This window comes from Rheinheimera fenheensis (genome assembly GCF_039871805.1).
Classification (GTDB): Bacteria; Pseudomonadota; Gammaproteobacteria; order Enterobacterales; family Alteromonadaceae; genus Alishewanella; species Alishewanella fenheensis.
Map to the genome: position 1 here is coordinate 14,260 of NZ_JBDPJM010000008.1, position 16,948 is coordinate 31,207.

12 protein-coding genes are annotated in these 16,948 nt (G+C 51.7%); all 12 read left to right on the plus strand.

The annotated features are described in order from the left end of the window. The first annotated feature begins 20 nt into the window (after nucleotides 1-20). Nucleotides 21-3,569, plus strand: coding sequence for a type VI secretion system membrane subunit TssM (tssM, locus tag ABGI61_RS12060; protein WP_347601403.1), 3,549 nt, complete (start codon nucleotides 21-23; stop codon nucleotides 3,567-3,569). Further along, nucleotides 3,551-4,282, plus strand: coding sequence for a type VI secretion system-associated protein TagF (gene tagF, locus ABGI61_RS12065; protein WP_347601405.1), 732 nt, complete (start codon nucleotides 3,551-3,553; stop codon nucleotides 4,280-4,282). The genes tssM and tagF overlap by 19 nt, the downstream gene beginning before the upstream one ends. After that, nucleotides 4,279-5,049: a PP2C family protein-serine/threonine phosphatase gene (locus ABGI61_RS12070; RefSeq protein ID WP_347601407.1), complete on the plus strand. Its 771-nt coding sequence runs from the start codon at nucleotides 4,279-4,281 to the stop codon at nucleotides 5,047-5,049. The genes tagF and ABGI61_RS12070 overlap by 4 nt, the downstream gene beginning before the upstream one ends. Nucleotides 5,050-5,130: 81 nt before the next feature. Continuing rightward, a complete protein-coding gene (gene tssA / locus ABGI61_RS12075) occupies nucleotides 5,131-6,219 on the plus strand; it encodes a type VI secretion system protein TssA (protein ID WP_347601409.1) in 1,089 nt (362 codons plus the stop codon). A gap of 51 nt (nucleotides 6,220-6,270) precedes the next feature. Beyond that, on the plus strand, nucleotides 6,271-6,771 hold the full coding sequence (gene tssB / locus ABGI61_RS12080; RefSeq protein ID WP_008221282.1) for a type VI secretion system contractile sheath small subunit: 501 nt from the start codon (nucleotides 6,271-6,273) through the stop codon (nucleotides 6,769-6,771). A 1-nt stretch (nucleotide 6,772) separates the two neighbouring features. After that, nucleotides 6,773-8,266, plus strand: coding sequence for a type VI secretion system contractile sheath large subunit (gene tssC / locus ABGI61_RS12085; protein ID WP_347601412.1), 1,494 nt, complete (start codon nucleotides 6,773-6,775; stop codon nucleotides 8,264-8,266). A 38-nt stretch (nucleotides 8,267-8,304) separates the two neighbouring features. Next, nucleotides 8,305-9,903, plus strand: a complete 1,599-nt coding sequence (tssC, locus tag ABGI61_RS12090) for a type VI secretion system contractile sheath large subunit (protein WP_347601413.1) — start codon at nucleotides 8,305-8,307, stop codon at nucleotides 9,901-9,903. Nucleotides 9,904-9,911: 8 nt separating this feature from the next. Then, the gene (locus ABGI61_RS12095) at nucleotides 9,912-10,712 is read left to right on the plus strand and encodes a type VI secretion system accessory protein TagJ (protein WP_347601414.1); all 801 of its coding nucleotides are present in this window, start codon (nucleotides 9,912-9,914) and stop codon (nucleotides 10,710-10,712) included. Between the two features lie 20 nt (nucleotides 10,713-10,732). Further along, entirely contained in the window at nucleotides 10,733-11,224 is a 492-nt protein-coding gene (gene tssE, locus ABGI61_RS12100) for a type VI secretion system baseplate subunit TssE (protein ID WP_008221292.1), read from the plus strand. Continuing rightward, nucleotides 11,221-13,053: a type VI secretion system baseplate subunit TssF gene (gene tssF / locus ABGI61_RS12105; RefSeq protein ID WP_347601416.1), complete on the plus strand. Its 1,833-nt coding sequence runs from the start codon at nucleotides 11,221-11,223 to the stop codon at nucleotides 13,051-13,053. Before tssE ends, tssF begins: the two co-directional genes overlap by 4 nt. Further along, a complete protein-coding gene (gene tssG, locus ABGI61_RS12110) occupies nucleotides 13,050-14,072 on the plus strand; it encodes a type VI secretion system baseplate subunit TssG (RefSeq protein ID WP_347601418.1) in 1,023 nt (340 codons plus the stop codon). Before tssF ends, tssG begins: the two co-directional genes overlap by 4 nt. A gap of 16 nt (nucleotides 14,073-14,088) precedes the next feature. Next, a complete protein-coding gene (tssH, locus tag ABGI61_RS12115) occupies nucleotides 14,089-16,689 on the plus strand; it encodes a type VI secretion system ATPase TssH (protein WP_347601420.1) in 2,601 nt (866 codons plus the stop codon). The last annotated feature ends 259 nt before the right edge of the window (nucleotides 16,690-16,948 follow it).

Below are 16,948 nucleotides of genomic sequence, written 5' to 3' on the forward strand. Positions count from 1 at the left end.
TGTAAGACAAGGGATATGTTATGAAAGCCAATGCCGTACTGCGATCCGTGTTAGCGGTCGTTAAATCCAGTGTTTTTATTACTGTGCTGGGGCTGCTCGCACTGGCGCTGCTGATCTGGTTTGGCGGCCCGCTGCTGGCCATCGCTGGCCATGAACCCTTAGCCAGCGCCAGCGCCAGGCTGGCGACTCTACTGGTGATTGCAGTGGTGTGGGGTGCCAGCCACTATATCAGGGGGCTGCGTGAAAGCCGCTCGCACCGTCAGGCGGTAGACACCTTACTCAACGGTGATGAACATCAGCAACAGGATGAGCTGGCCAAACGTGATATTGAAGTATTACGCCAGCGTATGCAAAAAGCGCTGGATATCTTAAAACATGCCCGTTTTGGCAAAGCCCGAGATATTTATCAGCTACCCTGGTATATGCTGATTGGCCCGCCAGGCTCAGGTAAAACTACTGCGCTGCATAATTCCGGCCTGGAATTTCCATTAAAAGAGCATATGGGCGCCGATGCGATCAGCGGTATTGGTGGTACCCGCCAATGTGACTGGTGGTTTACCAATCAGGCCGTATTAATAGACACAGCGGGGCGTTACACCACACAGGACAGTCATGCCGGCCAGGATTCCAGTGCCTGGCAGGGCTTTTTGGGCTTACTGCGCAAGCACAGGCCCAGACGGCCAATCAACGGCGTCATCGTGTTTGTCAGCCTGGCTGATTTACTCAATCAAACCCGTACCGAGCGTAATCTGCACGCCCGCGCCATTAAGCAGCGGGTACAGGAGTTACAAAACCAGCTGGGCATGAGCTTTCCGGTGTATGTCATGTTTACCAAGGCTGACCTCATCGCGGGCTTTACCGAGTATTTTGACAACCTGACCGAAGAAGAGCGCGAACAGGTATGGGGTATGACCTTTGACGCTAATCTGGTGGACAGTGAAAAAGGCGTGGTCAGCCAGTTTAACCGTGAGTTTCATGCCATTATCAACCGGCTGACGCAGCGCTTATTTAGCCGGTTGCAGTACGAGCATGATGCACAGAACCGTGCGGCTATTTACGAATTTCCACGCCAGCTTAGGTTGTTACAAAGCGCAGCGGATGATTTCTTAAAAGAAATTTTTGCACCCAATCCGTTTGAAAAAGCCACTATGCTGCGCGGCGTTTACATTGCCAGTGCCACGCAGGAAGGCGTGCCAATTGATAGGGTCATGTCACAGCTGGGCAGCAATTTTGGCCTGGCCGAGCCGCCGCTGCGCCGGCAAACCGGCGAGGGTAAAGGCTATTTTTTAAAGCGTTTTTTTGAAGAAATTGTTATTCCCGAGCGTGAGCTGGCCTCGGTTAACCTGCAGCATAAAAACCGCCACCGGCTTATTCGGCGCGGTGTGTTAGCAGCAACAGCGCTTGGTGCTGCCTGGTTAGTGGTGGGCTGGGCTGGCAGCTACAGCTGGAATAAAGATTTGGTCGATCAGGTGGCAAGTGAAATCAGCAGCTATCAGCAGCTGACTGAAGCAGCAAGAACCGACATTGACGTTGTTGCCCTTAACGACGAGCTGAATATGCTGCGCGACCTGCCGGCAGGTTACGCTGGCGTGCTGCCAACCGATGGGCCGAAGAACTTGGGCCTTTATCAGGGCGATAAACTGGGCCAGGCGGCAAAAACGGCGTATCAGAACGCCTTGTACCAGCGTTTTGTGCCTTACTTGCTGGCCAGTTTGACCGATGAAATGCAGGTTAATGCTGAGCATCGTGACTATTTGTACGAAACGCTGAAAACTTATCTGATGATTTTCCGCCCGGAGCACTTTGAGGCGGAGCAAATTAATGCCTGGTTTGCACTTTACACTGAGCGGCAATATCCCGGTGATGTTAGCCAGAGCTTGCGCTTATCATTGCAAAATCACCTGCACGCCACGTTAGAGTTAGGCGTAAAAGGCGCGCAGCTTGATCAGAATGTTGTCGCCTCTGCCCGAGAGATGTTGCTGACGGTGCCACTGGCTGAGCGTGCTTATCAGCGCATTCGCACTGAGCTGGGTAAAAGCCATATTCCGGATTTTCGTCTGGTCGATGTTCTGGGCAGTGATGGGGTAAAAGTGGTGCAGCGTAAAAGTGGCCAGCCACTGCAGCAGGGCATTTCCGGACTTTATACCTACAAAGGCTTTCATGGTCTGTTTAATGTGGAAAAACGCCGTATTATCCGCAGTTTGATGGAAGATAGCTGGGTATACGGTGAGCTGACAGACAATGGTGATGAAGCCGTTGATGGCACCCTGTCAGAGCAGGTAACACAGAAATACCTGCGTGATTATATTTATCAGTGGCAGGAGCTGCTGGCCGATATCAGTATCCGTCCGGTGACGGATGTTGAGCAGGGTGTCTTTGTAACCAAGGTGCTGGCGGGGCCGGAGCAGCCGGTACAAAGCATTATTCGCGCCGTGCAGCAAAACGTGCGGTTAACGGCGTTGCCAGACTCGGCCGAAATGACGATGGCAGCGGATGTTGCCGGTAAAGTGGCACAAACGCAGTTTTCCGGCCAGACCTCCAGATTACAACGCTTGTTACCGGAGGATATGTCGGCATTAAAGCAGCAGTTACCGGGTAAAGAAGTGGAGCTGGCGTTTTTTGAGGTGCTGAATATCAGTGAAGCGCAGCTGGAGCAAATTGCCCAGACCAGCCGCATGTACCATGACTATCTGGAGCGTTTATATATTCCCGGTGGTATGGCCCGTCAGGCCTATGTTAATCAGTTAAACGGTGAAGGCGGTGATGAGCTGTCTGTGGCACTGCGCCGGCTAAAAAGCGATGTGCCGGCGCCGTTTTCTGATTGGTTGTCAGACTTGTCGGCCGATACCGGCAAATTATTTGCCAAGGGCAGCCGCCAGCATATTAATGAAGCCTGGCAGGGCAAAGTACTCGCCGAATACCGCAGGGCTATTGCCGGGCGCTATCCACTGAACCGGCGTAGCAAGGATGATATTAAACTGCGCGATTTTGAACGCTTCTTTGGTTATGGCGGCACGCTGGACAGCTTTTTTAATGAGTATTTACAGCCTTTTGTAAATACCAGTCGCGCAACCTGGACCTTTAAACGCGATATTGGTCTGGATCACAGTGTGCTGAAAACCTTCCAGCAGGCCAGGCAGATCAGATCGGCATTCTTTGCTGATGGCAGCCAGAAACTGCAGGTCGGTTTTAGTTTAAAACCGGTCTATCTGGACAGGCACATTACCCACCTGCTGCTGGAGCTTGATGGTCAGGAGCTGTCTTACCGTCATGGCCCGACACGCTCACGACAGTTTTTCTGGCCAGGCGATCGCAACAAGTTACAAACCCGACTGGTATTTACACCGGCTAATTCCGGCTTACCGTCGAACATTAGTCAGGAAGGGGAGTGGTCCTGGTTCCGCTTCCTTGATGCGCTGACCGAACAGCGACCGCAAACCCGCACCGATATGACACTGCATCTGGCAGTGCAGGGTAACAAAGCACGGGTAGAGCTGGTGCCTGATACTGTTAACAATCCGTTTTGGAGTAATGCGTTGGAGACCTTCAGTTGTCCGGTCAGTCTGTAAATGTAATTGGCATGTGCGGCAAAATTGCCAGTCGGGGCGATTTTGTTGCACAGAACTTGTCCACCTCCTTTATCGACAGCTGGCAGGAGTGGTTGCAAGCGGTGTTAGCGGTAAGTCGCGAGCAACTGGGCGCGGCCTGGCTTGACACTTACCTGACCAGTCCTGTCTGGCACTTTGCACTGTCTGCCGGTGTCTGCGGTGAAGAGGCTATGTGCGGGACCTTGATGCCCAGTGTCGATCAGGTGGGCCGGCATTTTCCTTTTACCCTGGCCCGGCGCCTGCAAGGTACGCCGGTGTCAGCGCGGCTGAATGACAGCTGGGCGCAGGCGCTGCAAGATCAGATCCTGCAAACGCTGGAAGACGACTTTGTGTTTGAGCCTTGGTTAGCGGCGCTGTTAAGTGCTGAAATCGATTGGCCGGCCCCTGAAATGCTAACCACGCCCGCCATGCCGCCAGCACAGGGGCGTGCGGCCTGGGTGCTAACAGCCAACAGCCCGCTTCAGGCTGAACAGCTGTTGCATCACAGCTACCGGCAACAGTTTGGCCGCTATTGTATCTGGTGGACTGATGGCTCGCCATTAGTTGAACCATGCACCCTGATCACCCAGGGGTTGCCGCAAGTCAGCCAGTTTGGCGCCATGCTTGACGGTCAGTGGCAACGCGGGTATTGGCAGCAAGCGCAAATTCTCAGCAATGGAAGCGAAAGTAAATGAAACAGGTGGTATCTCATGCCCAGACCCATAAAGGCTTGGTGCGCAAAATAAACGAAGACGCCTGCCTGGATCTGGCCGATAGCGGTGTCTGGCTGGTTGCCGATGGCATGGGCGGCCACGCCGCAGGCGACATTGCCAGTCAGTTGGTGGTAGATACCATTAAGGTGGCGGTACAGCGGGCGGCACAGGTATCTGTGCGGCTGTTAACAGAGTCGTTATTACAGGCTAATCAGGAACTGTGCCGTTATAGCGAGCAGCATCTGAATGGCCATACTGCAGGTTCAACCGTTGTGTTGCTGTTACTGGACAAGTGGCATTACCACTTTCTCTGGGCCGGCGACAGCCGCGGCTATTTATTGCGTAACAATGTGCTAAGGCAAATTACCCGTGACCACTCTCAGGTCAATGAAATGGTAGAGCTGGGGCTACTGCGCAGTGAGGAGGCTGAGCACCATGAGCTGGCCAATGTGATCACCCGGGCTGTTGGCGTGGATCCGTATTTGAGTATTGATGTGATTAGCGGCGTCTGGCAGCCCGGCGACGTGTTTCTATTATGCAGTGACGGCCTGAATAAAGAACTGAGTGATGACGAGATTTATCAGTATCTGGCGCACAATAATATTGCTGAAGCTAACCGGGCATTATTACATTCTACCCTGGTGGCAGGGGCGCGTGACAACGTCACCTGTATTTTAGTCAAGGTTGATAACAATACTGAAAATGTAAACGAAAAAGACAAAACCATTCCGGTATTTATTAAAAATTAGAAAATATAAGTTAAATGTTGTCATTAATAAAACATTAAAGTAACATTATTCGCTGTTTCATGTTCCTATTCGGTTGTTGTGATGGATTACAGTGAATTAATTGATTTTGAATTGTTAATTAATGCGATATCTGCTGATTCGCCTAGCGGCATCGATCCGCGCAGCGATATCTCACCTACCTCACAGTATTATCAGCTGAAAGATATTCGCGGTCAGGCCAGAGCGAACGAGCGCTCGTTACTGGCCGAAGATGAGGATTTTCAGGCACTGGCGATAGATTGGCGGCCATTGTCGGAGCAAATTCCCACCTTGTTATGCCAGCAGGTAAAAGATTTAGAATACTGTGCCTGGCTAATTGAAGCCTTATGCCGTACCCACGGTTTTGTTGGCTTAGCAACCGGTTTTAAAACCACCCGTTTGCTGATCGAGCATTTTTGGCCCACGGTTTACCCCTTGCCGGATGAAGATGGCATGGAAGTGCGTATTGCGCCGCTGATTGGTTTGAATGGCTACGAAGGTGATGGCGCCCTGATCACGCCAATTTTAAGCATTCCGCTAACTGAGCTGACAGCACATGGTCAGTTTGCCTGCTGGCAGTATCAGCGTGCGGCAGATATTTCCCGAAAAGACGAGAAACGGCAAAAACAAAAGGCCGATGCCGGTATTGCCAGCCTGGAGCAAATTAAAGACGCCGTGGCAGAAAGCTCAGCCGGTTTTTACCAGCAACTGGTGCAACAAATTGAAACGGCCATGGCCGAGTTTAACCTGCTGTCACACGCTATGGACGCGGCAATGAACGGCGAGCCGCAGCCTACCAGTGCCATCAGTAAGGCGATGCAAAAGTGTTTGGATGCGGTGCGTTATCTGGCATCAGATAAGTTGGCACAGCAGACTGAGCTAAGCGCTGAACCGCAGCACGATGATGACGGCGCCGTAGCAGCAGATCCGGTGCAAAAACAAGTGCAAAGCCGCGAGCAGGTGTTGCTTAGCCTGAAGCAGGCAGCTGAGTTTTTTCGCAAAACTGAGCCGCATTCCCCTATTTCTTACGCCCTCGAGCAGGTCGTGCATTGGAGTGGCCTCAGTTTGCCTGAGCTGCTACAGGAATTAATTGATGATAACAACAGCCGCAACCATTACTTCCGGCTGGCGGGGATCCCGCAACAAAAGTAGTGCTCAGGCACTAACTGAAACACTTAACAGCTGAGTAACAGGAGAAAGTCAATGGAAAGTATTCATAGCAAGTTATCCCGGGTGCGTAAGCCCCGCGTGCATATTACTTATGACGTCGAAACAGAAGGAGCTGCGGTTAAGAAAGAGCTGCCGTTTGTTGTTGGCGTAATGGGTGATTTTGCCGGCCAGAATACAGAGGCGTTAAAGCCGTTAAAAGATCGTCGTTTTGTGCAGATAGACCGCGATAACTTTGATGAAGTGTTAAAGCGGATGAACCCGAAACTGAATTTCAAAGTGGAAAATAAATTAGCCGCTGATGGCAGCGAGTTCAGTGTCGATCTGCAATTTAAGTCGATGCAGGATTTTGAACCAGCGGCCATTGTTAAGCAGGTAGAGCCGTTAGACAAGCTGATGGCAACGCGCAATAAGCTGCGCGATTTGATGACTAAGATTGACCGCTCAGAAGAGCTGGAAAATATCCTGGAGCGCGTGCTGAACAATAACGAAGACTTGCAGAAGCTGGCGCAGGATCTGAGCGTGGAGAGCAAATAACATGAGCACTGAAGCCTTATTAGAACAACATGATAATGCTGCGCTGGCCAGCAGCTCGTTATTAGAGCAAGCCATTGGCGCCACTAAACAAACTGATGCTTCGCGCGCGGAAGAGTTACTGCGTACCCTAACCGAAGAAGCCTTAAGCGGCACGGTAAGCTGGAACAAGAACTTAACGGTAACCTTTAACGAAGCCATTAACCGGCTGGATACGCTGATTTCTGAGCAGTTAGCCGCCATCATGCATGCTCCGGCGTTTCAAAAATTAGAAGGCAGCTGGCGTGGTTTGCACCATTTGGTGACGAACTCTGAAACCAGCGCTTCGCTTAAGATCCGTATGATCAGCATGAGTAAAAAAGAGCTGTATAAGGATTTAAGCAAAGCGGTCGAGTTTGACCAAAGCCAGACTTTCAAGAAAGTTTATGAGTCAGAATTTGGTACCCCAGGCGGTGAGCCATACGGCGCTATTATCGGTGATTACGAGTTCACCAATCACCCGGAAGATATTGAAACCTTAACCTACATGTCTAACGTGGCTGCCGCGGGTTTCTGTCCGTTTATTTCAGCCTCATCGCCGGCGTTATTTGGTTTTGATGACTGGACTGAGCTGTCAAAACCACGCGACTTGGAGAAAATTTTCGAGTCACTGGAATACACCAAATGGCGCTCGTTCCGTGACAGTGACGATTCACGCTTTGTTACCCTGACCATGCCACGGGTATTGGCACGGCTACCTTATGGTGCGGCAACTGCGCCGATTGAAGAGTTTGGCTTTGAAGAGTTTGAGCTTGACCCGCATAAAGGCGTAGCCAAAACCACTAACCATGCTGATTATTGCTGGATGAACGCTGCTTATGTCATGGGCACCAAGTTGACCAATGCCTTTGCTCAATATGGTTTCTGTACCGCTATTCGCGGCGCAGAGGGCGGTGGCAAGGTTGAAGGTTTACCCAGCCATATCTTTATGAGTGACGATGGCGACCCGGATCTGAAGTGCCCAACCGAAATTGGTATTACCGACCGGCGTGAAGCTGAGCTGGGCAAAATGGGCTTTTTACCGCTGTGTCACTACAAAAATACTGATTACGCGGTGTTTTTCGGTGCCCAAACAGCGCAAAAACCGAAGAAATACGACACCCCTGAAGCGACAGCTAATGCGGCAATTTCAGCCCGTCTGCCTTATTTGATGGCGACATCACGCTTTGCCCATTATTTGAAAGTTTTGGCGCGCGACAAGATCGGCAGTTTTATGGAAGCTGAAGATGTTGAAGTTTGGTTAAACCGCTGGATCCTGAACTACGTTAACGCCTCAGAAGGCAGTGGTCAGGAAGTACGGGCGCGTTATCCTCTGGCCGATGCCAAAGTGCAGGTGCGTGAAATACCGGGACGTCCGGGCTCGTACAATGCGGTGGCCTGGTTACGCCCCTGGTTACAGTTAGAAGAGCTGTCTACCTCACTGCGTTTAGTGGCAAAAATCCCTGAGATGGGTGGTTAATAACAACCTGGCGCAGCAGCCGTTATCCCCCGGTTGCTGTGCCTTGGTTGTCGCCCAAACTGAATGAAGTGGACGAGGATGTCATGGCTGACGCGGTAAGTTTCGTATCACAGGATGTGTTTACACAGCCATCTTTTAGTGATGCCATAGCACAAGATGCCAAGCAGCCGGCCTATACCCGGCTGGAGCGTAGTGGTGTGCTGGCGCGCTTTTTACGCGAGCAGGACCCGTTAGCCGCTATTTTGTACTGGCAACAACATGTTGCGGTTGCCAACGTTAACCGGGTTGATCAGGTTAGGGCGTTGTTGTGCCGCGCTATTGCTGATATCGACCAGCTGATTAACCTACAGTTAAACGCCGTTATTCATCACAGTGCGTTTCAGCAGTTGGAAGCCAGCTGGCGTGGCTTGTTGTATCTGGCTGAGCAAACCGAGCGGCATGATCGCGAGCAGAAGATTAAAGTAAAGCTGTTGTCGTTATCCTGGGCTGAGCTGAGTAAAGACATCAACCGCGCCATTGATTTTGATCAAAGTGACTTTTTTAAGCTGATTTATGATAACGAGTTTGACATGCCAGGCGGTGAGCCCTTTGGTGTGTTAATTGGCGATTATCAGATCAGCCACAAAATACGTCCCGGCCAGCTCAGTAACGATTTAGACACCCTAAAAGAAGTGGCCCGTACCGCAGCGGCAGCCTTTGCGCCCTTTATTTGCGCAGCGCACCCGTCGTTGTTCGGTGTCGATCATTTCTCTGAGCTTGGTCAGGTTGCTGACATTGGCAGCCAGTTTAAACAACCTGAATACATAAAATGGCGCTCATTACGGGCGATGGAAGATGCCCGCTTTTTAGGCGTGGTACTGCCGCAGATCCTGATGCGTAGCCCCTACAAAGACGATGGCTCGCGCACGGAAGGTTTTGTATTCCGGGAAACCCTGGCCAACAGTGAGCAGGATTACCTGTGGGGCAATGCCGCCTTTGCCTTTGCCGCTGTGCTGGTCAGAGCCTACAGCGAATCTGGTTGGTTTGCCCAAATTCGCGGTATGAAAGCCGGCCAGCAAAGCTTTGGCCTGGTGTGTGATTTGCCGGTCAGCCGTTATGAGACAGAAAAGTATCAAAACGCCAATAAGCCGTCGGTCAATTTACTGGTGGGCCATCGTTTTGAATCGCAGTTGTCTGACAATGGCTTTGTACCGCTGTCAGCAGTGCCGTACAGCGATTATTTTGCCTTTTATAACAATGCCTCGGTGCAACAGGCCAAAGTGTACGATGACAAGCTGTCAACCGTGAACGCCCGTTTGTCCGCCATGTTGCAATACATCCTCTGTGTTGCCCGTTTTGCGCACTATATCAAGGTGATAGGCCGCGATAAGGTGGGCGGTTATCAGTCTGCCGAGCATTGTGAGCAGGAACTGCAGCGCTGGCTGCACAATTACACTACCGCCTCGACGGATGCGTCAACTGACGTCAGGGCGCGTCACCCGCTGCGCGAAGCGCGCATTCAGGTACGGGAAAAGCGCGGCGAGCCGGGCCGCTATTATTCCATTATTCAACTGCAACCGCATTTTCAGTTAGATCAGATGATTACAACAGTAAAGTTGGTTGCCGAGTTATCACCTAAACAAGCTGCTACAGCGTGAGGTTAACCGTGAAACAATTACAGACTTTTATCAAACAAGGCGAACTGATAAGCGCAACTGAGCGCGCTATTGCCATACTGCGTGACGATCCGGCCAATGCCGATGTGCGGGCCTGTTACATCGAACTGTTGTGTATCCAGGGCGCGTTAGAAAAAGCCGACCAACAGCTGGATATGATGGTGCGCCAGCATCCGGATTTTCTGGTCGGTGCGGTTAACCTGCGCCAGTTGATCCGCGCCGCTTCTGCCCGGCAGGATTTTTACCAAGGCGGCATGACAGCGACCTTGTTTAGCGAGCCTGATCAGATGTTTGAAGCCTTGTTAGCACTACGTCTGGCGCTTAAAGAGCAGGATTATGCTGCTGCGGCCAAAGCGGCTGCGCAAATGGAAGCGGCCCGTCCGGCGGCGTCATTTGACTTAAATGGCAGTGTAGTGAGCGAGCTGCGTGATATTGACGATAGCCTGGGTGGGTATCTGGAGCTATTTGGTACCGATGGCAAATTTTATCTGGCCCGCTTTGACGAAATTGACAGCCTGCAGCTGAAAAAGCCTGAGTCGTTACTGGATACCGTGTGGCGGCGCGCGGAAATTGTCATTAAAGATGGCCCTCAGGGCGAGGTGTTTGTGCCGCTGACTTATGTCGGCAGCAGCCGCATCTCTGAGCGGCTGGGCAAAGATACGGACTGGCAACAACTGCACGAACACTTGTTTACCGGGATTGGCCAGAAAATGTTGTTTGCCGGCGAGCAGGCTCTGCCGCTATCAGAGCTAAAAAGCCTGGCACTGTGTGACGTTGCTGAGCCGGCCTAGCCACAGAGGGAGCAGGGTGTTTGAAGCTACAGGCTAAACAACCGTTACAGCAGTCGATACTGGACCGCTTGATCGACGACGCCCCCGGCCAGCAGGATAGCGGCCGCAGTCGGCGCGGTTTTGATTTAAAAGCCCTGCGCCAGAGTGTACGCCGTGATTTGGAAAACCTGCTTAACAGCCGGGTGCAGTGGCATACCTGGCCAGACAGCTATCAAGAGCTGTCACAAAGCCTGCTGAACTACGGTTTACCGGATTTCTCGGTAATGGTGGTGGACTCGGACGAGGGCCGCTTGCAGCTGTGCCGTGCAGTAGAGCAGAGTATTCGCCGTTTTGAACCGCGCTTTGTTGATGTTGAGGTCAGTGTGCCGGAGCAGGAGCATGGCATGGAGCGGGTATTAAAACTGCGCATACAGGCTTTGCTGTATGCCGATCCGGAGCCGGAGCACATTATGTTTGACTCTGAAGTAGAGCCGGTGCATTTAGGATTGACCATCAGGGATTATCAGGCATGAATGATGAGTTATTGAAGTATTACAATCGTGAGCTGACTTATATCCGCCGCATGGGCGCCGAGTTTGCCGAGCAATACCCAAAAATTGCCGGCCGGCTGAGGATTAGCGAAGAGAACGTTGAAGATCCGCACGTGTCGCGCTTAATCGAAGGTTTTGCGCTGTTAACCGCACAGATCCGGCAAAAACTGGACGACAGCTTTCCTGAACTGACCGATGCGTTGCTTGGTCAGTTGTACCCGGATTATCAGGCGCCGATCCCATCAACCTCGGTGCTTAAATTGAGCAGCCAGAATCTGTCTAACTCTGGTATTGCGATAAAAAAAGGTACTGAGTTTGAAACCCGCGTTGATGGCCTTAAACCCTGTACTTTTCAGTCCTGTTACGATCTTGATCTTTATCCGCTGGAAGTCAGCGCTGCCGAGTTTAAAAACGCGCCTTTTCATGCACCGCGCCCGCCGGTACAGCAAAGTGCCAAAGCGCTGTTAAAACTGACCTTAAGCTGCGAGTTTGATAACACCCGTCTGCATGAGCTGGACATCACCAAATTAAGGTTCTACTTAAATGGCCAGCGCCATCATGTCTATCGCTTGTATGAGCTTCTGCTGAGTAAATTGCTCTGTATTGGCATAGCGTTACCAGGCCAGCCTGACAGCATCAGATTTATCAGCGCCACACAGCTAAAAGCCGTAGGCTTTGCTGATGAGCATCAGGTGATACCTTATAGCCAGCGTAGCTTTGCCGGTTATCGTTTGCTGATAGAGCAGTTTTTATGTCCGGAAAAATTTCTGTTTGTCGAGTTAACCGATTTAGACCCCGCCTGGAGCGGCTTTAAAGATAAAGCCGAGCTGTATTTCTATCTGGCGGAGGGCGCTGATGAGCTGGAGCGGCACATTACTGCCGACAGTATGCTGCTGGGCTGTACGCCGGTAATTAACCTGTTTAGCCAGAAACTGGAGCCGGTGAAACTGGACGCGTCACAGTACGAGTACCGGCTGGTACCGCGTTATCTAGATGCCGATGTATGTGAAGTAGTGCGGATTGAGCAGGTGCAGGCGTTTGACCCGTTCGGCAATGAGTTAACACTAAACCCCTATTATAGCCAGGGCCATCCGGACTACCTGCAACTGCAAGACCTGTTCTGGCACGCCCGGCGGGAGTTTGCTGACTGGGCCGGTGGCTATTCTGAAACCGGCACTGAGGTGTACTTGTCGGTGATTGACCGAAAGTTTCAGGGGAAAGATGCAACCGAGCAGGCAAAAGATTGGGTATTGCAGGTGCAGGCGCTGTGCAGCAACCGCAATTTACCGGCCTACTTACCCTTTGGCGGCGGTGAGCCAAGGTTTTTAATCAGTAAACATGCTGATGTGGTGAGAGAGATCCGCTGCTTGCTGGCGCCGACGGCCAGTGTGCGCCCGGCCTTGCAGGAAGCCAGTCGCTGGCAGCTGGTAAACCATTTAACGCTGAATCATTTTACCGGTGATGATGCACTGAAAAGACTAAAAGAAACGCTGCAACTGTATGATTTTCGCTGTACACCCGAGTCCAAAGCATTGATTGACGGTATCTGTAGTTTGCGCATCAGTGCCGGCAGTGCCAGGGTAAGCCATCAGGGTAGAACCGCGGTGTGCAGCGGCAGTGAAATTTTGTTGGAGTTTACTCAGGCTTCTTATGCCGGCAGCGGGATCTACTTTTTTGCCAGTGTACTGGATGTATTTTTTGCCCAGTATGCCACGGTAAATAGCTACACCCGCCTTAGCGTGAAGCTAAAAGAGCACGAACAGCTGTATCATCGATGGCCAGCCCGCTGTGGCACTAAGGTGCTGTTATGACGCTGGATCAATTAGCCCAGGAGCCCAGCCGGTTTGACTTTTATCAGGCCGTTTACGCCATAGAGCGGCAGTTTAGCAGTGAGCAAAAGTTGTGGCAGGGCGTGGGCCGCGATGGTTTTCCGGCTAAAGAGCTGGTGCGCTTTAAAAGCGTGCAGCACCTGGGTTTTCCGGGCCAGCCGATCAGTAAAATCACTCCACAGCTAACAGCGTTATCTGACGGCGATAATGAGCAAAAGATCCAGCCACACGCCCTTGCTATGCATGTCAGTTTTATGGGGCTAACCGGGCCCAGCGGCGTGATGCCACAACATTACACTGAGATGGTACTGCAGCGGTTAAAGCAGCGCGATAAAACCATGCGCGATTTCTTTGACCTGTTTAATCACCGGCTTATTTCACTTTATTACCGGGCCTGGGAAAAGTACCGTTTTGCCTGCCAGTATGAGATCAGCCATAACCATGACGACAGTTTTAGTCAGGTTATCCGGCATCTGTCCGGCGCACAAAGCACGCTGGGGCTGTATTACGCCGGTGCTTTTGCTCAGCAAAACCGCAGCGCCCGTCAGCTAACGCAAATTCTTAGCGAGTTGCTCGGCTGTAACGTCGAGTTAAACCCACTGCAAGGCCGCTGGCTTAAGCTGGGTGCCGATGAACAAAGCCGGTTGCCGATGCAGTACTTGCGCCAGGGGCAACACGCCCAGCTGGGGCGCTCGGCCATGTTAGGCAGCCGGGTCTGGGATGTCAGCTCAGCTATTGATATCGAGGTTACAGTGCCGTCAGGGCAAGGTCAGTCACTACAGCCCGGCAGTAGGCGCTATCAGTTAATCAGTGCGGTTATAGCTGATTTCCTGCCGTCTTCACTTAACGTACGGCTGACGCTCTTGGGGCAGTACCGAGATTTTCCATCAGCGCAATTAGGCGCTAACCAACTTTGTCTGGGGCGCAGCGGCAGTTTGGCCGTCAGCGAGTCGCACCAACACCATAACACCCGGCTGGGCTATCAGCTGGCCCGGAATTAATGCACAGGAAGCACTTATGTCTACAACTACGTTAAAAAGTCTGGTTGAAAAGTTAAACCCGGCCAGCCGGCAATCACTGGAGGCCGCCACGGCCCGCTGTCAGTCGCGCTCGCACTACAGTGTTGAAATTGAGCACTGGCTGGATGCGATGCTGGAGCAGGGCGATGGCGACCTGGTATTGCTACTGAGAAGCTTCGCGATCAATATCGACGTGGTAAAACAGCAGTTACAGCAAGCGCTGGAAAGCATGAAAACTGGCAACAATGCGCTGCCGACCATTTCGGTGCAGCTGATTAACCTGTTACGCACCAGCTGGTTAAGCACCACCATTGAGTTCACCGATCAGCAAATTCGTAGCGCCTATCTGCTGTACACCTTATTAAAAGACGACAGTATGGCCGCTTTGCTGCTAAGACGGGTGCCGGCATTGGATAAACTCGATGCTGCCGAGCTGCTGCGGGTATGGCCGCAACTTTGTAGCCAAAGCCAGGAGCAGCAAAGCGCCACGCCGGCCAACCCAACGCAACTGAGTTCAGGTAAAACACCGGCATTAGATCAGTTCACCACTGATCTGACGGCGCAGGCGCGCGCCGGCAAAATTGACCCTATTGTCGGTCGTGATTACGAAATCCGCCAGATGATTGATATTTTGACCCGGCGGCGGCAAAACAACCCGATTTTAACCGGTGAAGCCGGTGTGGGTAAAACTGCTGTGGTGGAAGGGCTGGCACTGAAGATTGCCGCCGGTGAAGTGCCGGATAAACTGAAAAATATCAGCTTAAGGGTGCTTGATTTAGCCTTGCTGCAAGCCGGTGCCGGCATGAAAGGCGAGTTTGAAAACCGGCTTAAAAATGTCATTAACGAAGTAAACCGCTCGGCAACCCCGGTAATTTTGTTTATCGACGAAGCCCACACCATGATTGGCAGTGGTGGTCAGGCCGGCCAGAATGATGCGGCTAACCTGTTAAAACCAGCCCTGGCGCGCGGTGAACTGCGCACTATTGCTGCGACAACCTGGGCGGAATACAAAAAATACTTTGAGAAAGATGCCGCGTTGGCGCGTCGTTTTCAGGTGGTAAAAGTCGAAGAGCCGACGCCTGAACTGGCGGCGGTGATGATGCGTGGTTTGCTACCGGTGATGGAGCAGCATCATCAGGTCGCTATAACTGATCAAGCCTTACTGGCCGCAGTTGGCTTGTCGCACCGTTATATCAATGGCCGACAGCTGCCCGATAAAGCGGTTGGTTTGTTAGATACCGCCTGTGCGCGGGTAGCGATGAGCCAGGATGCGATACCCGGCGCGGTAGAAGATCTGCAGCGTAAGGTAACTCAGCTGCAGCAGGAGATCACCGTCCTGACCCGTGAACAGTGTCTGGGAGTTGATCATCAGCAGGCGCTGGCGACACTGCAAAGCCGTGCTGAGCAGGCGGAGCTTGAGTTGGCTGCCGTGTCAGAGGACTGGCAGCAGCAAAAAGCGCTGGTGTTGGAAGCACGTGAGCTGGCCCGTCAGCTTACGGCAGAGCCGCAAAGTTCAGACTCACCACTACTACAGCGACTGCTAGAGATTAAAGCCCAGTTTGCTGCTATTAAAGCGCCGATGGTGCATTGGCAGGTTACCGAAGAGCTGGTGGCCGAAGTGGTGTCTGACTGGACCGGTATACCGCTTGGCAAAATGCAGGCCGATGAAATTAACACTGTACTGGAGCTCAGCAGCTTTTTACGCCAGCGTGTGGTGGGTCAGGATCATGCGCTTGAGCTTATCGCCCGCACCGTGCAAACCTCGCGTGCCCAGTTGGCGGATGAAAACAAACCCAATGGTATCTTTTTGCTGACCGGGCCAAGCGGGGTGGGTAAAACCGAGACTGCACTGGCCCTGGCCGAGCAAGTGTATGGCAGTGAAGAGCAGCTTACCGTTATTAATATGTCGGAATTTAAAGAAGAGCACAAAGTATCACTGCTACTGGGCTCACCGCCAGGCTATGTCGGTTATGGTGAAGGCGGTGTGCTGACTGAAGCGGTGCGGCGCAAACCTTACAGCGTGATCCTGCTGGATGAAATGGAAAAAGCCCACCCCGGTGTGCAGGATATTTTCTATCAGGTATTTGATAAAGGCACCATTAAAGACGGCGAAGGCCGCGATATCGATTTTAAAAATACCATCATTATTATGACGTCGAATGTGGGCACCGATACCACTATGCGGTTGTTTGAAGATGTGGACACCGCACCTTCCATTGATGGCCTGGGTAAGGCGCTCAAAGATGACTTATTAAAGGTATTTAAACCGGCGTTTCTCGGCCGGCTTAATTTGATCCCTTATCTGCCGCTGGATGATGACAAGCTGTCGCTGATCACCGGCCTGCAGCTTAACCGCATTGCTAAACGCCTGCAGCAACACTATCGCGCCAGTTTTAGCTACGGCGCTGACGTGGTGGCGAAAATCGTTAGCCAGTGTCAGGACGCCGGCTCTGGCGCCCGTACTATTCACAATATTCTGCAAAACCAGCTTTTACCAGAGCTGTCGGTGCGCATTTTACAGCGTGTCGCGCAGCAGCAAGGTGTTAACCAGGTGCAGTTGCAGGTTGTTGATGAACAGTTTGACTATCAAATTCATTAACAATTCGTTGGTTAACGCCAGCCTTGTTGGCTGGCGTTAATTGATTAAGTTAAAAAGTGCTCATTAATAAGTTAATTATGTGTTGTCAATAATGGTTTTGACGATATAATTTGTGAAGTTTAAAAGCTGTAAATCAGATGTTGTGATTTTTACAAATATTAAATGTTTTTCATTGATAATTTTTGTTTGAATTTTCTGTCAGTTTTTAACGTTTTGTCTGGGTTTTACCCTGGCGACTCTTGATGCCTAATACTGGGCA

Excerpts from the sequence above, each read along its gene's own strand:
- tssM (WP_347601403.1), top strand. The coding sequence starts at position 21 with ATGAAAGCCAATGCCGTACTGCGATCCGTGTTAGCGGTCGTTAAATCC.
- tssG (WP_347601418.1), top strand. The coding sequence starts at position 13,050 with ATGACGCTGGATCAATTAGCCCAGGAGCCCAGCCGGTTTGACTTTTAT.
- tssH (WP_347601420.1), top strand. The coding sequence starts at position 14,089 with ATGTCTACAACTACGTTAAAAAGTCTGGTTGAAAAGTTAAACCCGGCC.
- ABGI61_RS12070 (WP_347601407.1), top strand. The coding sequence starts at position 4,279 with ATGAAACAGGTGGTATCTCATGCCCAGACCCATAAAGGCTTGGTGCGC.
- tssC (WP_347601412.1), top strand. The coding sequence starts at position 6,773 with ATGAGCACTGAAGCCTTATTAGAACAACATGATAATGCTGCGCTGGCC.
- tssF (WP_347601416.1), top strand. The coding sequence starts at position 11,221 with ATGAATGATGAGTTATTGAAGTATTACAATCGTGAGCTGACTTATATC.
- tssB (WP_008221282.1), top strand. The coding sequence starts at position 6,271 with ATGGAAAGTATTCATAGCAAGTTATCCCGGGTGCGTAAGCCCCGCGTG.
- tssA (WP_347601409.1), top strand. The coding sequence starts at position 5,131 with ATGGATTACAGTGAATTAATTGATTTTGAATTGTTAATTAATGCGATA.